This window comes from Streptomyces sp. TRD_SC_5 (genome assembly GCF_056836825.1).
In genome coordinates, this window is record NZ_JBWZZS010000001.1 from 2820937 (window position 1) to 2837083 (window position 16147).

Consider the following 16147-nt stretch of genomic DNA (forward strand, 5'->3'; position numbering starts at 1 on the left):
CCGGGCGCGCCTGCGGCGGGCGTGTCCCCCTCCACGCCCCTTCCCTCCGCGACACTGTGCGACTCCGCCGCGGAGGCCCAAGCCCCAGACCCCGAACCCCCTACGGCCGTGTTCTGACCCAACTCAGCACGCTCCAGCACGCCCTGACGCCCCACCGGCGTGTTCTCCGACGCCGGCCAGGCTGGGTCAACCGCATCGAGCAGCAGCCGCACCACCGGTAGCACCGCGTCGGCGCGTTCCTCGTCGAGGCCGGGGCCGAACCCCGGTGCACCGGACTCCGTCCGCGCCTGCCGGGCGGCGGACGGGCCGCGCCGGACCAGTTCCCCCAGGGTGCGCCGCACTCCCGGCTCGTACGCCGAGAACGTGCGGCGCAGCAGCGGCAGTACGCCGGTGAACGCGCCGTCCGGCACGCCCGTCAGCCAGGAATCCACCAGTCCGAGCAACCGCTCGTCGTGCACCAGGAGCATCCCTCCCCCGGCGGCTCCGCCGACGAAGCCCTCGATCCAGGCCGCCGCGTCGGCCGGCGGTGTGCCGGGCGAGAGCGCGAGCGACATGAGGCGCGCCGCCTCGTCCTCCGCCAGCCTCCCGTCGTCCAGCAGCAGCCGCACCGCGCGGCCGCGGATCACCCCTCTCACGCTGTCCCGCCCCGAAAGCGTCCTGAGCACGGCCGACCAACGCCCACGCACGTCACGTCGCTTGCCCGGCCCGGTCCCTGCCAGCAGACCGACCGCCGCGTGGACCGCGTCGAGGTGGCGTCGCATGTCCGCCGCACCGTCCTCGTCGAGGCCGGCGCAGGCGGGCGGCAGTCCCACACAGATCCGCTCGGCGAGCCCGGCCGCGACCTCGCCCAGCGCCACCGTGTCCGTGCCCCGCACGTCGCCGTACCGCAGCGAGCGGGCGAGCGCCGGCAGCGCCTGGGCGAGGTGGCCGACATCCGCGTCCAGCGCCGCCCGGTCCGCGAGGGCCCGCATGACCACCGGGAGCGCGTCGGGCAGCTCGGCGAGGAGGCAGTGCTCGGCGAGCGCGGTGACGTCGGCGAGCGCGGTGGCCGACACGGCCCGGGTCTCGGCCTTGGCGGTCGCTGCGGACAGCACGGTGGTGCCCCACACACCGGCCTCCGCGACACGCACCGACAACTCCGGCTCCCAGCGCAGCCGCCAGGTCTCCCGGAACGTCCCCGTGCTCCCCCGCGCCTCGGCCGGCTCGCCCCAGCCGATGGACAGCAGCCGCAGCCGGTGCAGCAGCCTGCTGCGCGCCGCGTCGGTCTCCTTTCGCAGGTCGAGCTCCAAGTCGCGCTCCCGCGCTTCGGGTTTGAGCCGCAGAGTGCGCTGCGTACGGGTCAGGTCGCGCTGCAGTGGTACGGCGGGTGCCGTGTCCGGGACCTCACCGAGAACATCACCGACGACGAGCCGGTCGTGCACGAGCGCGAGCGGTACGTCGGAGCCCTCGCACATCACGGCCCGCACCGCGTCGGTCGTCTCGGTGAGCCCCGCGAGCGGCCTCCCCCGCATGACGGCCAGTGTCTCGGCGAGCCGTACGGCCTCGATGACGTGGGCGGGGGAGACCGTCCGGTCCTCGGCCCGCAGCAGCCCTGCGACCTTGGTCATCCAGCGCTCGACGGGCCGGTCGGACGCGCCGAAGAGATGCCCGTACCAGCCGGGCGACTCGATTCCCGCGCCGTATCCGCTGCGCCGGGCCAGCCTGCGGTACGTCCACGGCACCCAGGTCATCTCGGCCTTGACCTTGGGCAGGCCCTTGAGCACCGCACGGTCGGCGGTGGCGGTCGCGACCTTCTCGTCGAGGGCCGGCAGATGCCACGCGCCGCAGACCACGGCGAAGCCGTCGCCGAACTCCTTGCGCGCGGCCCGTAGCTGGAGCCGCATGCAGGCCTCGCGGGCGTGGTCGCGGCTGTGCCCTCCGTCTCCGTACGTCTCGCGCAGGGCGCCCATGGCCTCGGCGAGCGCCTGAAACGATGCGAACGGATCGACAACCCCTGCCCCCCGGTGCTCGACCACGTCCTCCCACCACCGCTCCGGATCGTCGTACCCGGCAGCCTCCGCGAGCACCCCCACCGGATCAACGGCAACGTCCGTCTCCCCACCCGCCTCCCCATCCTCCCCATCCCCCTCCTCCGTCAGCGCCAACGAGTGCGCCGCCGGAAGGTCGATGAAGCGGACCGGTACGCCGTGCCGGAGCGCCCACCGGATCGCGACCCACTCCGGGGAGAACTCGGCCAGCGGCCAGAACGCGGCCCGGCGCGGGTCGTCCGTGACGTGCGCGAGCAGAGCCACGGGCGGGCGCATCGCCTCGTCGGCCGCGAGTGACAGCAGCGCGTCGGCCTCGGGCGGCCCTTCGATCAGTACGGCCAGGGGCCGCGCGGCGTCGAGCGCCCCGCGCACCGCACGCGCCGAGCCGGGCCCGTGGTGGCGCACGCCCAGCAGCAGGGGACCCGGTGTCATCCCGAGACCTCCCGGCAGGCGCGGTAGAAGTCCTTCCAGCCGTCCCGCTCGCGGACGACCGTCTCCAGGTACTCCTGCCAGATGACACGGTCCGCCACCGGATCGCGCACGACCACGCCGAGGATGCCGGCCGCCACGTCGCCGGAGCGCAGTACGCCGTCCCCGAAGTGCGCGGCGAGGGCCAGACCGCCCGTGACGACGGAGATCGCCTCGGCCGTGGACAGCGTCCCCGAGGGCGACTTGACCTTCGTACGCCCGTCGGCCGTGACGCCGTCGCGCAGCTCGCGGAAGACGGTGACGACGCGCCGGATCTCGGCGAATCCGTCGGGCGCGGCCGGGAGATCGAGCGAGCGCCCGATCTGGTCGACGCGCCGTGCCACGATGTCGACCTCGGCCTCCGCCGTCTCGGGCAACGGCAGCACAACCGTGTTGAACCGGCGTCGCAGCGCACTGGACAGGTCGTTGACCCCGCGGTCGCGGTCGTTGGCGGTGGCGATGAGGTTGAAGCCTCGGACGGCCTGCTGCTCCTGCCCCAACTCGGGTATGGGCAGGGTCTTCTCCGACAGGATCGTGATCAATGTGTCCTGTACGTCGGCCGGGATGCGGGTGAGCTCCTCGACCCGCGCGGTCATGCCGTCTGCCATGGCCCGCATGACGGGACTGGGCACGAGCGCGTCACGGCTCGGCCCGTGCGCGAGCAGCCGGGCGTAGTTCCATCCGTACCGAATGGCTTCCTCGGGCGTCCCCGCCGTGCCCTGCACGAGCAGGGTCGAGTCACCGCTGACGGCCGCCGCGAGATGCTCCGACACCCAGGTCTTCGCGGTGCCGGGCACACCGAGCAGCAGCAGGGCCCGGTCGGTGGCGAGCGTGGTGACGGCGACTTCGACGATCCGGCGCGGCCCCACGTACTTGGGCGTGATCACTGTGCCGTCGGACAGCGTCCCGCCGAGGAGGTACGTGGCCACGGCCCACGGCGAGAGGAGCCACCTGGCGGGCCGCGGCCTGTCGTCGGCCGCGGCCAGCGCCTTGAGCTCGTCGGCGAAGGCTTCCTCGGCGTGCGGCCGCAAGGCCTCGCCATGGTCCGCGGTCGCACCGGCTTTGGTTTCGGGCACGGTCATGGATCCCCCTCCAGATTTCCCGGATGTGGGATCCACCGTGCACCCTGCCACTGACAATCGACCGTAGCCGCAGGTCAGGGCACAAATGGCGGCCTGCGGAAGCTACTTACCGACCGGGGATTCGGCAATGCAGCCGAGCATGGCCTTCTCGCCGGTCGCTTCCTTGATCGTCTCGCCCTTGTAGATGACCTTGCACGTCAGGTCGGCTGTGTCCTCGAGGCTGATCGGGGAGACGGCGGACGGCATGATGCCGCGCAGCGTGACCGTCTTCTTCCACGGCAGCGTGGGGTTCTTGACCGTCTCCATCTTCGGGTCCATGGCCGTGCCACCGCCGCCCGCGAACTCGATGGACTCGACGCCCTTGCCAGTGACCTCGTACGTGACCTCGTACTTCTCGTCCACGGCCTTGTCGACCTGCTCGACGGCCTCGGAGCAGGCGCCCAGAGCGAAGGCGAGACCGGTGGCAGCAGCGGCACAGACGGCGGTACGGATGAAGCGGTTCATGTGGGATCCCCCCGGATCTGAAATGTGTGAGGAAATCGCACCCAATCGCAAGGGCGACGTCAAGTCAAGCCGACAAACCCGCAGCTCAGAGCCGACTGTCAGTGGCGCCCCGTAGCGTCTTTCCCATGAATCAGCAGGGGGTGCGCTGGACTGCGGATCAGGTGCTGGCCTTGGCTCCTGACGACGCGTCACGCAAGACGGGAAGCAGGCTCGGCGCGTCCGGGCCGTGGTCGGAGGCGGGGAGCAGCGGTTCGGGGGCGGTGTGGGGGCTGTGCAAGGGCAGCGGCAGCACGCCCTACCGGACCGTGGTCGACACAGCAAACGGCAACCCTGCCTACAAGTGCACGTGCCCGAGCCGCAAGTTCCCCTGCAAACACGCGCTGGGGCTGCTGCTGCTCTGGGCGGCCGACGGAACAGCCGTGCGGGACGGGGAGGAGGTACCCGACTGGGCCGGCGATTGGCTGGAGACGCGCAGGAAAAGGACGGACGACGAACCACCGGCCCCTTCCCCCAAGTCGGCCGATCGCGAGGCGGCGAGGCGCAGGGCGGAGCAGCGTGCCGAGCGGATCACCATGGGAGCTTCGGAGCTGGAGCAGCGCCTGACCGACCTGCTGCGCGGCGGTCTGGCCGCCGCCGAACAAGCCGGCTACGGGCTGTGGGAAGAGACAGCCCGCCGCATGGTCGACGCCCAGGCGCCGGGGCTGGCAGCGCGGGTCAGGGAACTGGGCGCAGTACCGGCGTCGGGGCCGGGCTGGCCGGCGCGACTGCTGGAGGAGTGCGCGCTGCTGCACCTGCTGGACACGGCGTGGCTGGCGCGCGACCGGCTGCCGGAGCCGCTGGCCGCGACCGTACGGACCCGCGTCGGCCTCACCGCGCCCGCCGAGGGCCCACCGGTCCGCGACCGCTGGCTGGTGCTGGCCCAGTACGACACCCCGGACGGCAAGCTGACCACGCGCCGCATATGGCTGTACGGAAGGGAGTCGGGCCGCACGGCGCTGGTGCTGTCCTTCGGAGCCGGAGGCCGGGCACCCGAAGTCGCCCTGCCCGCAGGCCTGATGCTCGACACGGAGCTCACCTTCTACCCGGGCGCCGGCCGGCTCAGAGCCGATATGGGCGAGCGGCCACCCCTGATCCACCCGATCGACGCCCCGCCACCCGGCGTCGGCCCCACCCAGGCGATCCACGCCTACGGCAGCGCCCTGCGCGACGACCCGTGGCTCGAAGCCTGGCCGGTAACGCTCAACCGCGTCGTACCCATCCCGTCCCCCACCGCCTGGCAACTAGCTGACGCAGAGAGCGACTTCGCACTCCCCATAGCTCCCGCAGCGCTGTCCCGCCCCGGACTGTGGAAGCTCGCCGCCCTGTCCGGCGGCGCCCCCGTAACGGTCTTCGGCGAGTGCGGCCACCAAGGCTTCACACCTCTGACGGCCTGGTCCGAAGACTCGGCGGAAACAGTCCCGCTGACCGCCCCCTGACCGTACGGAGGCCCCCATGACCACCACCGACCACCCCACACCGCAGGAGCGCACGCCACCAGTCGCCCCGGCATCGCACTCCACGGTGCCGGGAGGGGACGTGCAGGGGCGCTCCCCGCAGGGCGTCGAACGCAACCACCCCGACGAAAACCGAGTACCCGAACGTTCGACGCCCGAGGAGACGCCCCGGCGCGGCACCGACCCCAACGCCCCGGGAGTCACGGCCACGCCCCAGTGGGAAGAGCTGGTCACCGCCGCTCTCCTGGGCACCGACCGCCGCACGCTGCCGCCAAGCGCCGCCGCGCCCGGCAAGGACGCCCCGGCGGCGCTGCTGGACGCCGCCGCACAGCAGACCGTACGACGCAGGGCAGGCCTCCTCCCCGCCCCCGCCGCCGTACGTCCCGACCCCGCACCGCAAGACCCGCGCCCCCCACTTCCCCCGGCGGCCCGCCGCCGGCTCGCGCAGCTGCTGGCCGGCCGCTCCTCGTCGCCCACCGGCGCCGGTGGCAGGCGCGGCACCGCGCCCGATCTCACCGAGCTGCTCCCCCAGTGGCTCGCCGCCGCGAACCGGCGCCGCTTCCAGGCGCCGCCGGCCCTGCTCCCCGCGCTGCTGGACGCCGCCCGCGCCCGTACCGACCTACGGTCGCAAGCGCTCACCTTCGCGGGCCCACGCGCCCTGTGGCTGGCCCGGCTGAACCCGGACTGGCGCTACGCGCTGCGCGGCACCAGCACCAGCACCAGCACCAGCACCAGCACCAGCACCAGCACCACAACGATGCCCAACCCCCAGGACACGGCAGCCGTGCGACGCCTGTGGGAGGAGGGCCTGTTCGCCGAGCGCGTCGGCCTCCTCACCGCCGTCCGCGCCCAGGACCCGGCGGCCGCGCTCACGCTGCTCACCACCACATGGCCCACCGAGCGCGCCGAGGACCGCCTGATGTTCCTCGATTCCCTGCGCTCCGGCCTCTCCGACGCCGACGAGCCCTTCCTCGAGCAGGCCCTGTCCGACCGCAGTCGCAATGTGCGGGCCACCGCCGCCGAGCTGCTCTCCGCACTGCCGGGCTCCGCGCTCGCCGCACGGATGGCGGCGCGGGCCACGACCTGTGTGAGCCTGGACCGTTCCGGCCGCGCGACCGGCGGCGAGCGCATCGCCGTGGAGGCCCCGCACGAATGCGACGCGGACATGCAGCGCGACGGCGTGTCGCCCAGACCTCCGGCGGGGCGCGGCGAGCGGTCCTGGTGGCTGGGCCAACTGGTGGAGTCGGCCCCGTTGCACACCTGGCCGCGCCGCCTGGGCGCCCGTACACCGCAGGAAATAGTCGCTCTGCCGGTGGCCGACGACTGGAAAGAGGAGCTGCACGCCGCCTGGTGCCGCGCGGCGGTGCGCCAGCGGGACGCCGACTGGTCCCGCGCGCTGCTGGGCGCGCCGTCCGCACCGCCGGCGACCGGCCCCGGTACGTCGTCCCTTGCCGAGCGGGCGAAGCTGCTGGCCACCTTGCCGGACGGCGAACGGGCGGAATGGGTGGCCGGGTTCATCGCGGCGCACGGCCTTTCCGAGGCGTTCCAGCTGCTGGGGGTGTGCACCGTCCCGTGGGCGGAGCCGCTCGGCCGCGCGGTGGTCGACGCGCTGGACATCGCGCGGGACGCGGGGAGCTACCCCTGGAGCTTCAGCGGGGTCATGGGCCTGGCGGAGCGCTGCCTCGATCCCGGTGAGGCGGACCGCCTGGCGATACTCACGACGACGCCGGACGAGCAGGAGGACGCGTCGCCCGGCGCGGCCGGCTACTGGTCGGAGGCGTTCCAGCGCCTTGTCGGCACCTTGCGCCTCAGAGCCGCGATGCTGGCGGAGCTAGCAGAGGTCTGAGCCGCACGGCGAGGGCACCTGGGGCTCCGCCCAGACCCCGCCCTGCCCCGCCCCCGCTCCTCGAACGCCGGAGAGGCTGGAAATTCCCGACCCGGAGGTCGAAAATCAAATCCAGGCCGTCCGGCGATTTGAGGGCTCCTACGCCTGCGCCGCCTGGCGGACGTGAGCGTTGACCCACTCCACGATCGAATGTGTCGTCGCGCCCGGCGTGAAGATCTCCGCGACACCCTTCTCCTTCAGCGGCGCGATGTCCGCCTCCGGGATGATGCCGCCGCCGAAGACCTTGATGTCCTCCGCATCGCGCTGCTTGAGCAGCTCGATGACCTTCACGAAGAGCGTGTTGTGCGCGCCCGAGAGGATGGACAGACCGATCGCGTCGGCGTCCTCCTGAATGGCGGTGTCCACGATCTGCTCGGGCGTCTGGTGAAGCCCGGTGTAGATGACCTCCATACCGGCGTCGCGCAGAGCCCGCGCGATGACCTTCGCCCCGCGATCGTGTCCGTCGAGTCCCGGCTTGGCGACCACCACGCGGATCGGCCCGGTCACACCCATCACTGCCTCCATGTACGACTGCGCCGTCTTTGGCACGCGCCCCGCACCTGAAAGGCCGGGGAAGTGAACGAACGTTATCGACAGCATCCCGCAACCACCCGTTTCACGGTGGACAGGGAGGGGGAAATCACACATGGGACATGTTCGCTATGCGTCGTTCCTGCCACATCAGGCGCTACGGCGGCAGCAGCCGCAGCAGTCGCAGCAGCCGGGACGACCGCAAGGGGAGCCGCAACGAGGTCGCCGTTCCACTGTGCCGTCAGCCGCACGGCGCAGTGGGACGGCCCACCGCGTTCCTCAGTACGGCACCCCATGAGGGCATACGGGGGACGGAGCCGCCTCCCCGCGTGTCGTTCGGGAGGTCGGCATGAGGGCCCTGCCCTTCTTCTTTCCGCTCTGTCTGCCCCACCTACGCCTGTCGGCCGCGCTGCTGAGAGCCACCGCCCTCGAGATCGCGATCCTCGCCGGGCACCTTCTCCTCTACCCCTCCGGCATCGCGCAGGAGCGCCGACCGGGCGCGGACGCGCTCCCCGATCCGGCACCCGTGCCGCCCGAGACCACCCGGCTCCCCACCACCGGCCGGGAGCACCCGCCCGTCGTGCTGCTCCACGGCTTCGTCGACAACCGATCGGTCTTCGTCGTACTGCGCCGCTCCCTCGCCCGGCACGGCTGGCGCCACCTGGAATCCCTCAACTACTCCCCGCTCACGTGCGACATCCGTACGGCGGCCGAGCTGCTCGGCCGCCACGTGGAGGAGATCTGCGACCGTACGGGCCACACCCGGGTCGATATCGTCGGCCACAGCCTCGGCGGCTTGATCGCCCGCTACTACGTTCAGCGGCTCGGCGGTGACGTGCGCGTACGCACGCTGGTCACTCTCGGTACCCCGCACACGGGCACCAGCGTCGCCCCGCCGATGAGCGCCCACCCCATCGTGCGGCAGATGCGGCCCGGGTCCGACGTGATCGAGGAGCTGCGCAGGCCCGCGCCCTCCTGCCGTACGCGGTTCGTGAGTTTCTGGAGCGACCTCGATCAGCTGATGCTCCCGGTCGAAACCGCGTGCGTCAGCCACCCGGATCTCATCGCCCAGAACATACGGGTGACAGGAATCGGCCACCTTGCCCTGCCCGTCCATCCGACGGTCGCCGCCGGCATCCGGCAGGCGCTGGAGGAGCAGGGCACGTCGGCGGACGCCTCAGGCACGGTCTCAGTCGCCTGAAATCTCCTGCAACTCTCTTGCAACTCGCCTGAACTCGTCTGAACTCACCGAACCCCGGTCGAACATCCGTCGAACGCAGCATCAAAGCTGTGCCCGTCCTCCGCCAAAAGACGGCCGAATGCCCGTTTCCGGAGCACCTAAAATCTGGCGAAGATTGTCGTCGTCCCTTACCGCCGGGTACAGTCGCGCCACTGCCTAGCCTCTGGGGCCCCTCCCGGGACCCCAGCCCCCACAGGTCCTGCATTGCCGAGGCGAGAGAGAAGTTGGTGGACGACCAGCACGCCCACGCCGGGTACGACGGCTACTCCACCGGCAGCTTTCAGACAGATCCCCTCTTCGGAGCCCTCCCCGCCCAGGGAAGTCACTACGAAGCAGGCCACAGCGGCGAGTACGACACCACCCAGTGGGACGCCACGGGCGCCCAGCAGACGGTCGGTTACGACACGTACGGCACGCAGCAGCAGTACGACGCCACCGGAGCGTGGCCCACCGCCGGCTGTCAGACGGCGGCCGACATCCCGGCACAGTCCACCGGCCAGTGGGACTCCAACGCCTGGAACCAGACAGGGCAGTTCGACACCAACCACTTCACCACCGGGCACCTCAACACCGCCCAGTACGACACAGGCCAGTACGAAACGGGCCAGTACGACACCGGCCACTTCGACACCGGCCAGTACGACACAGGCCAGTACGACACCGGCCAGTACGACACCGGCCAGTACGAAACGGCGCAGTTCACCCAGGCCGCCGACGCCACCGGGCAGTGGCGCACGACGCCGGTCTACGACACCGGCGCGTACGACGCCACGGCCTGGAACTCCGGCCACATGGACGGCCACACGGGAGTGCACGAGAGCGTCCCGCCGCAACAAACCTTCTACGAGACAGCCGAGTTCTCGCCGGTCGACCCGGCCGAAAGCCTCGCCTCGTACGAACCTCACGCAGCGCACGCCCCTCACGGCGCGCACGAGGCGTCCGACGGGCCCGACAGCCCCGGCAACACGCCCGAAGCCGAGCACGAATACGCGCCGGAGTACTCGTCCGAACACGAGCCTGAACCCGAGCCCGAACACGCCCCGGAACTCGATCACGCTCCGGCCGCCGCCGCAGCAGCAGCAACAGCCGCCACAGCCGCAGCCCCCGGCCCCCGCTCAGCCCGCCGCAGCGCCGGCAACTCCGGCCGCGGCCGCCGCCGTACCCCCGCCAAACGCTCCGCGCTCCTCACCGTCGCCGTCCCCTCCGCCTGCGTGATGGGCGTGGCCGGCATCGCCGCCGCCTCGGTCGGCAGCGTCGGCGGCGGTGCCCCCGCCGAGGAGAAGAAGGACACGACCACGACGGCGTCGGCGGCCGACCCCGGCTCGGTGAAGCCGGTCGCGGTCAACAACAAGCTCGACACCCAGCTCGCCAACCTCAGCACGGACGCGGAGGACTTCGCCGACCGCGCGAGCCGCACGCAGGAACGTATCGACCTCCAGGCCCGCCAGGCCGCCGAGAAGAAGCGCAGGGCAGAGGAGGCCGCCCGCAAGGAGGCCGCCCGCCCCAAGTTCGCGCTGCCGGTCCAGCAGCACGGCCTCAGCGCGTACTACGGCCAGGCCGGCGTCAACTGGATGTCGGTGCACTCCGGCATCGACTTCCCCGTTTCGTACGGCACCCCGGTGATGGCCGCGACCGACGGCACGGTCCGTACGCAGTACAACAGCGCCTACGGAAACATGGCGATAGTGACCGCCGCCGACGGTACGGAGACCTGGTACTGCCACCTCAGCAGCACCAAGATCCGCTCCGGCTCGGTCCAGGCCGGCGACGTCATCGCGTACTCGGGCAACTCGGGCAACTCCACAGGGCCGCACCTCCACTTCGAGGTGCGTCCCGGCGGCGGGTCGGCGATCGACCCCCTGCCGTGGCTCCGCAGCCACGGCCTCAGCCCGACGTAAAGCCGCGGACGTAAAAGCTGCTGACCTAAAAAGCCGCTGACCTAAAAAGCCGCCGACGTACAGCAGCAGCCCGGCGAAGAAGCCGCTACAGCTTCTCGACCGGCGCGTACCGCAGCAGCAGCTTCTTCGGCCGCTCGTCGCCGAAGTCGATCGTCGCCTGCGCGTCCGATCCGGTCCCCGTCACCGTCATCACGGTGCCGAGCCCGAACTGGTCGTGCGTGACCCGGTCCCCGACCGACAGCGCGACCACCGGCTTGTCCGACGTCCGCCGCGTGGCGAATCCCGAAGCGCCGCCGCCCCCGCCTCGCGAGCGCGAGGCCAGCGAGGACGACAGCGACGAAGCGACACCCGACACCGGCCCGGCCGGCGCCTGCGCGCCCTTGCGCTTCCAGGTCAGGTACGTGTCCGGGATCTCCTCCAGGAACCGCGACGGCGGGTTGTACGACGGCTGCCCCCACGCACTGCGCATCGACGCGCGCGTCAGATAGAGCCGCTCGCGGGCGCGCGTGATGCCGACGTACGCGAGCCGCCGCTCCTCCTCGAGCTCCTTGGTCTGGCCGAGCGCGCGCATGTGCGGGAAGACGCCGTCCTCCATGCCCGTCAGGAACACCACAGGGAACTCCAGCCCCTTCGCGGTGTGCAGGGTCATCAGCGTGATGACGCCCGACCCGTCCTCGTCCTCATCGGGAATCTGGTCGGAGTCGGCGACGAGCGCGACCTTCTCCAGGAATTCGGCCAGCGTCCCGGGCTCGTCGCCCTCCCGCTCCTGCTCGAACTCCAGGGCGACGGCGGCGAGCTCCTGAAGGTTCTCGATGCGCGTCTCGTCCTGCGGGTCGGTCGACGCCTGCAACTCGGCGAGGTAGCCGGTCCGCTCGAAGACGGCCTCAAGCACGGTCGCGGGCCCGGCGCCCGACTCGACGATCGTACGGAGCTCCTCCATCAGCGTGTTGAAGCGCTTCACGGCGTTCGCCGAGCGGGCCGCCATGCCGTACGCCTCGTCCACGCGCCGCAGCGCCTGCGGGAAGCTGATCTTCTCGCGCAGCGACAGCGCGTCGATCATCGCCTCGGCCCGGTCGCCGATGCCCCTCTTCGGTACGTTCAGGATGCGGCGCAGCGGAACGGTGTCCTCGGGGTTCGCCAGGACGCGCAAGTACGCCAGCACGTCCCGGACCTCCTTGCGCTCGTAGAAGCGCACGCCGCCGACGACCTTGTAGGGCAGCCCGACGCGGATGAAGATCTCTTCGAAGACACGGGACTGGGCGTTCGTACGGTAGAAGATGGCGACGTCGCCGGCCTTCGCGTCGCCCGCGTCCGTCAGCCGGTCGATCTCCTCGGCGACGAACTGCGCCTCGTCGTGCTCGGTGTCCGCGACGTAGCCGGTGATCAGCGAGCCGGCGCCGGCGTCCGTCCACAGGTTCTTCGGCCGACGGTTCTCATTGCGCTCGATGACGGCGTTGGCCGCGGTGAGGATGGTCTGCGTCGAGCGGTAGTTCTGCTCCAGCAGGATCGTCTTCGCGTCGGGGTAGTCCTCCTCGAACTGGAGGATGTTGCGGATGGTGGCACCGCGGAAGGCGTAGATCGACTGGTCGGCGTCACCCACGACGCACAGCTCGGCCGGGGCGTGCTCGGCACCGGACGGGCCCACCAGTTCGCGTACGAGCGTGTACTGAGCGTGGTTGGTGTCCTGGTACTCGTCGACCATGACGTGACGGAAGCGCATCCGGTAGTGCTCGGCGACGTCCGGGAACGCCTGGAGCAGGTGCACCGTGGTCATGATGATGTCGTCGAAGTCCAGGGCGTTGGCCTCGCGCAGCCGCGCCTGGTACATCGCGTACGCCTGCGCCAGCGTCTTGTCGAAGCCGTCGGCGGCCTGGCCGGCGAAGGTCTCTTCGTCTATCAGCTCGTTCTTCAGGTTCGAGACCTTGGCGCTGAAGGCCTTCGGCGGGAAGCGCTTCGGATCGAGGTCCAGATCGCGGCAGACGAGCGCCATCAGACGCTTCGAGTCGGCGGCGTCGTAGATCGAGAACGAGGACGTGAAGCCGAGCTTCTTCGACTCGCGGCGCAGGATGCGCACGCAGGCGCTGTGGAAGGTGGAGACCCACATGTGGCCGGCGCGCGGGCCGACGAGCTGCTCCACGCGCTCCTTCATCTCGCCCGCGGCCTTGTTGGTGAAGGTGATCGCGAGGATCTGGCCGGGGTGCACACCCCGCTTGGCCAGCAGATACGCGATCCGGTGGGTCAGGACGCGGGTCTTGCCCGAGCCCGCGCCGGCCACGATGAGCAGCGGCGACCCGGCGTGCACGACGGCGGCGCGCTGCTCTTCGTTCAGCCCGTCGAGCAGCGCGGCGGCGTCCACGACGGGGCGCGGCGCACCGTCCCGGTAGTGCGAGTCCCTGGCCGGCGGGGGTACGTCGAAGGCTCCCCCGAAGAGGTCGTGCGGGACCTCCTCCGGGGCGTGGTCCTCGGGGGGCGGCGGGGCTGTGTCCTTTGCGTACTCCGAGTGCTGGAGGTCGGCCAGGAAGCTGTCGTCAAAGAGGCTGCTCATCGTCTACCAAGCTTAGGCGGGACCACCGACAGCCCGCCCCGGATTCTCCCGGCCCGCCGAGATCGGCACGGAGGAATCCCCGCGCCCCGCCGGCGCCCCGCACGCGCCCCGCCAGCGCCCCGCACGCCGGTGCACGTCAGTGCACTCGCAGCCCGACGAGTGTGACCTTGCGCACCCACTGCGACCCTCACCACCGCGCCCGCGTACCGCGCAACGGAACGAACTCGGCCAGGTCACGAAAACGTATCGGGCATATCGAACATCGGGCTTCCCAGCGGTCACAACTCTTGGCTAGCGTGCCGAGTCGGGCGGCTCGTACCCCAGCCGGCGAACAGCGCCGGAGCGGGCAGCCCACGCCGAATTCGGCCTGCCCGCACGGCAGTCCGGAACCGGGGACCCACACGCACCACCTGGGGTGAATCGGTCCGCATTCCCACGGACCGTAGGGCACCTTCCGTTTCTCCGCCCGAACCCGACAGCTAACCCGGTAGGCGGTCCACGGAAGGAGATGCCGGCCTTGGCGTCGCATCGCAAGCCGCGTACCCGGGTTACCCGTGTACGCACCACCGCACCCGCACTGGGTATCACGACAGCCGCCCTCGCCTCCGTCGGCCTGCTCGCCCAGACAGCGGGCGCGGCGCCCGCCGCGCCGACGGCTCCCAAGCCGACCGTCGAAGAGGTACAGAAGAAGGTCGACGACCTCTACCGGCAGGCCGGCACGGCCACGCAGAAGTACAACCTGGCCAAGGAAGCCACCGAGCAGCAGCGGAAGTCCGTGGACGGCCTGCTCGACGCCGTGGCCCAGCGCACCGAGAAGCTGAACGAGGCGCGGCGCAAGCTCGGCAATTACGCGGCCGCGCAGTACCGGTCGGGGTCGGTGACCCCGACCGCCGCGCTGCTCCTCGCGGACAGCCCGCAGGCGTACTTCGACCAGAACCGGCTGATGGACCGGATGACGGAACGCCAGAAGACGGACGTCACCGACTTCGAGAGGCAGCAGGCGGCGGCGTCGAAGAAGCGCGCCGAGGCGACACGGAGCCTGGAGAGCCTCACCGAGTCGCAGGCCTCCCTCAAGTCCTCGAAGCAGGACGTGCAGAAGAAGCTCGCGGAGGCGCGTGAGCTGCTGTCGCGGCTGACCGCGCAGGAGAAGGCGCGGCTGGCGGAACTGGAGAAGAAGCGGGAGGCGGAGGCGCGCCGCAAGGCCGAGGCGAAGGCCAAGGCGGAGGCCAAGGCGGAGGCGGAAGCCGAGGCGAAGCGCGAGCGCGAGCGCGGGCAGGAGAAGGCGCAGCAGGACGAGAGCGACACGGGCACAGGTACGGGATCAGGCACAGACACTGGCGCCGGAACGCCCCCCGGCACGGGCACGTCCCCCGGTACGGGCACGGGCACGGGCGCCAGTGACGCGTACGCCGCCAAGGCCGAGAAGGTGCTGGCCTTCGCCCGCGCCCAGATCGGCAAGCCGTACGTCTGGGGCGCGGCAGGCCCCAGCTCGTACGACTGCTCCGGTCTGACCCAGGGCGCGTGGAAGGCCGCCGGCGTCGATCTCCCCCGTACCACCTGGGACCAGGTGAACGTCGGCACCCGCGTCACGACCGACAACCTCAAGCCGGGCGACCTCGTCTTCTTCTACGACGACATCAGCCACGTCGGCGTCTACATCGGCGGCGGCAAGATGATCCACGCCCCGAAGCCCGGCGCGTACGTCCGCGAGGAATCGATCTACTACATGCCGATCTACGGCAGCGTCCGCCCGGCATAACCCGGGGACGTACAGCCTGCTGCAGGGCCGCATTTGAGTTGGCCTTTTCTCTCATCGTCCTGTCCTTCGGTTGGACAGGACGATGAGAAGCCGATCCCGCCTTCAGCGGCTGCTGTCGAGGGCGGGGCCAACCACTCGGGTGACTGTCGTCCCCCGACGGGGAACTGACCACCGCTCCCGACCGTCTCCTCACCGACACTGCACTCCGCAGCCGCGACGGCCTGCGAACGGCCCGCCGACGCGATCGAACGGTCGGCGGCGCGACGGGCCCAGCCGGAAATACGGGAGCGGCGGGAGCGGCGAGAACGCCGGGGAACGCCGAGAGAGCCGGGAACGGCCGGGCTCAGGACCAGAGCACCGCGATGAAGATATTGGCGACGGTCAGTCCGCCGACCGCCCCGAAGAGCGCCTTCTCGACCTTCTCCTCATCGCGCTTGACGTACACAAGGCCGAGGATCACCACGAGGATCGCGAGCTTGATGCCGATCTTGAGGTTGTTCACTGTCTGGTCGTCGGCCTGGTTGAGGCCCACCAGCGCCACGCCCGTGACCAGCATGGTCAGCGCGCCGTGCAGCATCGCAGGGCTGAAGCGAGCGGTGCCGGCGCCCATCGCCTTCATCTGGGTCAGGAAGCCGCCGAGCAGCGAGGCGATGCCGATGATGTGCAGACCGACGAAGACATTGATGAGTACGTCCATGAACCGGAGCCTAGCTCT

The 16147-nt window shown here is 71.0% G+C and carries 10 protein-coding genes, 1 pseudogene and 1 riboswitch; of the genes and pseudogenes, 5 read left to right on the forward strand and 6 right to left on the reverse strand.

Features of this window, described 5'->3' with window-relative positions; genetic code table 11:
• Window positions 1-158: 158 nt before the first annotated feature.
• The 3 genes and pseudogenes from AC1P0E_RS12955 to AC1P0E_RS12965 form a co-directional block, all read right to left on the reverse strand.
• Window positions 159-2459, reverse strand: a pseudogene (locus tag AC1P0E_RS12955) (DUF5682 family protein); the annotation flags it as partial.
• On the reverse strand, window positions 2456-3577 hold the full coding sequence (locus AC1P0E_RS12960; RefSeq protein ID WP_482742336.1) for an ATP-binding protein: 1122 nt from the start codon (window positions 3575-3577) through the stop codon (window positions 2456-2458). The pseudogene AC1P0E_RS12955 and the gene AC1P0E_RS12960, both read right to left, overlap by 4 nt.
• A gap of 102 nt (window positions 3578-3679) precedes the next feature.
• Window positions 3680-4081, reverse strand: coding sequence for a hypothetical protein (locus AC1P0E_RS12965; protein ID WP_482742337.1), 402 nt, complete (start codon window positions 4079-4081; stop codon window positions 3680-3682).
• A 125-nt stretch (window positions 4082-4206) separates the two neighbouring features.
• Between AC1P0E_RS12965 and AC1P0E_RS12970 the strand changes: the two genes are divergently transcribed.
• Window positions 4207-5556 (forward strand): SWIM zinc finger family protein, encoded by a 1350-nt coding sequence (locus AC1P0E_RS12970; protein ID WP_482742338.1) that lies wholly within the window; start codon window positions 4207-4209, stop codon window positions 5554-5556.
• 16 nt (window positions 5557-5572) lie between these two features.
• Complete coding sequence (locus AC1P0E_RS12975) at window positions 5573-7420, forward strand: DUF5691 domain-containing protein (RefSeq protein ID WP_482742339.1); 1848 nt, start codon at window positions 5573-5575, stop codon at window positions 7418-7420.
• Window positions 7421-7558: 138 nt separating this feature from the next.
• On the opposite strand, the gene icmB is transcribed toward AC1P0E_RS12975, so the two are convergent.
• A complete protein-coding gene (icmB, locus tag AC1P0E_RS12980) occupies window positions 7559-7972 on the reverse strand; it encodes a coenzyme B12-dependent isobutyryl CoA mutase small subunit (RefSeq protein WP_482745740.1) in 414 nt (137 codons plus the stop codon).
• Window positions 7973-8339: 367 nt separating this feature from the next.
• Between icmB and AC1P0E_RS12985 the strand changes: the two genes are divergently transcribed.
• Window positions 8340-9191, forward strand: coding sequence for an alpha/beta hydrolase (locus AC1P0E_RS12985; protein WP_482742340.1), 852 nt, complete (start codon window positions 8340-8342; stop codon window positions 9189-9191).
• A 266-nt stretch (window positions 9192-9457) separates the two neighbouring features.
• The gene (locus AC1P0E_RS12990) at window positions 9458-11128 is read left to right on the forward strand and encodes a M23 family metallopeptidase (protein WP_482742341.1); all 1671 of its coding nucleotides are present in this window, start codon (window positions 9458-9460) and stop codon (window positions 11126-11128) included.
• An 85-nt stretch (window positions 11129-11213) separates the two neighbouring features.
• On the opposite strand, the gene pcrA is transcribed toward AC1P0E_RS12990, so the two are convergent.
• Window positions 11214-13673, reverse strand: coding sequence for a DNA helicase PcrA (gene pcrA, locus AC1P0E_RS12995; RefSeq protein WP_482742342.1), 2460 nt, complete (start codon window positions 13671-13673; stop codon window positions 11214-11216).
• A gap of 344 nt (window positions 13674-14017) precedes the next feature.
• Window positions 14018-14183: riboswitch (cyclic di-AMP (ydaO/yuaA leader) on the forward strand.
• 7 nt (window positions 14184-14190) lie between these two features.
• On the opposite strand from pcrA, the gene AC1P0E_RS13000 reads away from it, so the two are divergent.
• Window positions 14191-15432: a C40 family peptidase gene (locus AC1P0E_RS13000; RefSeq protein WP_482742343.1), complete on the forward strand. Its 1242-nt coding sequence runs from the start codon at window positions 14191-14193 to the stop codon at window positions 15430-15432.
• 343 nt (window positions 15433-15775) lie between these two features.
• Here AC1P0E_RS13000 and AC1P0E_RS13005 read toward each other — a convergent pair whose 3' ends face one another.
• Window positions 15776-16129 carry a hypothetical protein gene (locus tag AC1P0E_RS13005; RefSeq protein ID WP_482742344.1) on the reverse strand — a complete coding sequence of 118 codons (354 nt, stop codon included), beginning with the start codon at window positions 16127-16129 and terminating at the stop codon, window positions 15776-15778.
• Window positions 16130-16147 lie beyond the last annotated feature (18 nt).

Coding starts and splice junctions, on each gene's coding strand:
- AC1P0E_RS12970 (WP_482742338.1), top strand. CDS start 4,207: ATGAATCAGCAGGGGGTGCGCTGGACTGCGGATCAGGTGCTGGCCTTG.
- AC1P0E_RS12975 (WP_482742339.1), top strand. CDS start 5,573: ATGACCACCACCGACCACCCCACACCGCAGGAGCGCACGCCACCAGTC.
- pcrA (WP_482742342.1), bottom strand. CDS start 13,673: ATGAGCAGCCTCTTTGACGACAGCTTCCTGGCCGACCTCCAGCACTCG.
- icmB (WP_482745740.1), bottom strand. CDS start 7,972: ATGGGTGTGACCGGGCCGATCCGCGTGGTGGTCGCCAAGCCGGGACTC.
- AC1P0E_RS12985 (WP_482742340.1), top strand. CDS start 8,340: ATGAGGGCCCTGCCCTTCTTCTTTCCGCTCTGTCTGCCCCACCTACGC.
- AC1P0E_RS13005 (WP_482742344.1), bottom strand. CDS start 16,129: ATGGACGTACTCATCAATGTCTTCGTCGGTCTGCACATCATCGGCATC.
- AC1P0E_RS12960 (WP_482742336.1), bottom strand. CDS start 3,577: ATGACCGTGCCCGAAACCAAAGCCGGTGCGACCGCGGACCATGGCGAG.
- AC1P0E_RS12965 (WP_482742337.1), bottom strand. CDS start 4,081: ATGAACCGCTTCATCCGTACCGCCGTCTGTGCCGCTGCTGCCACCGGT.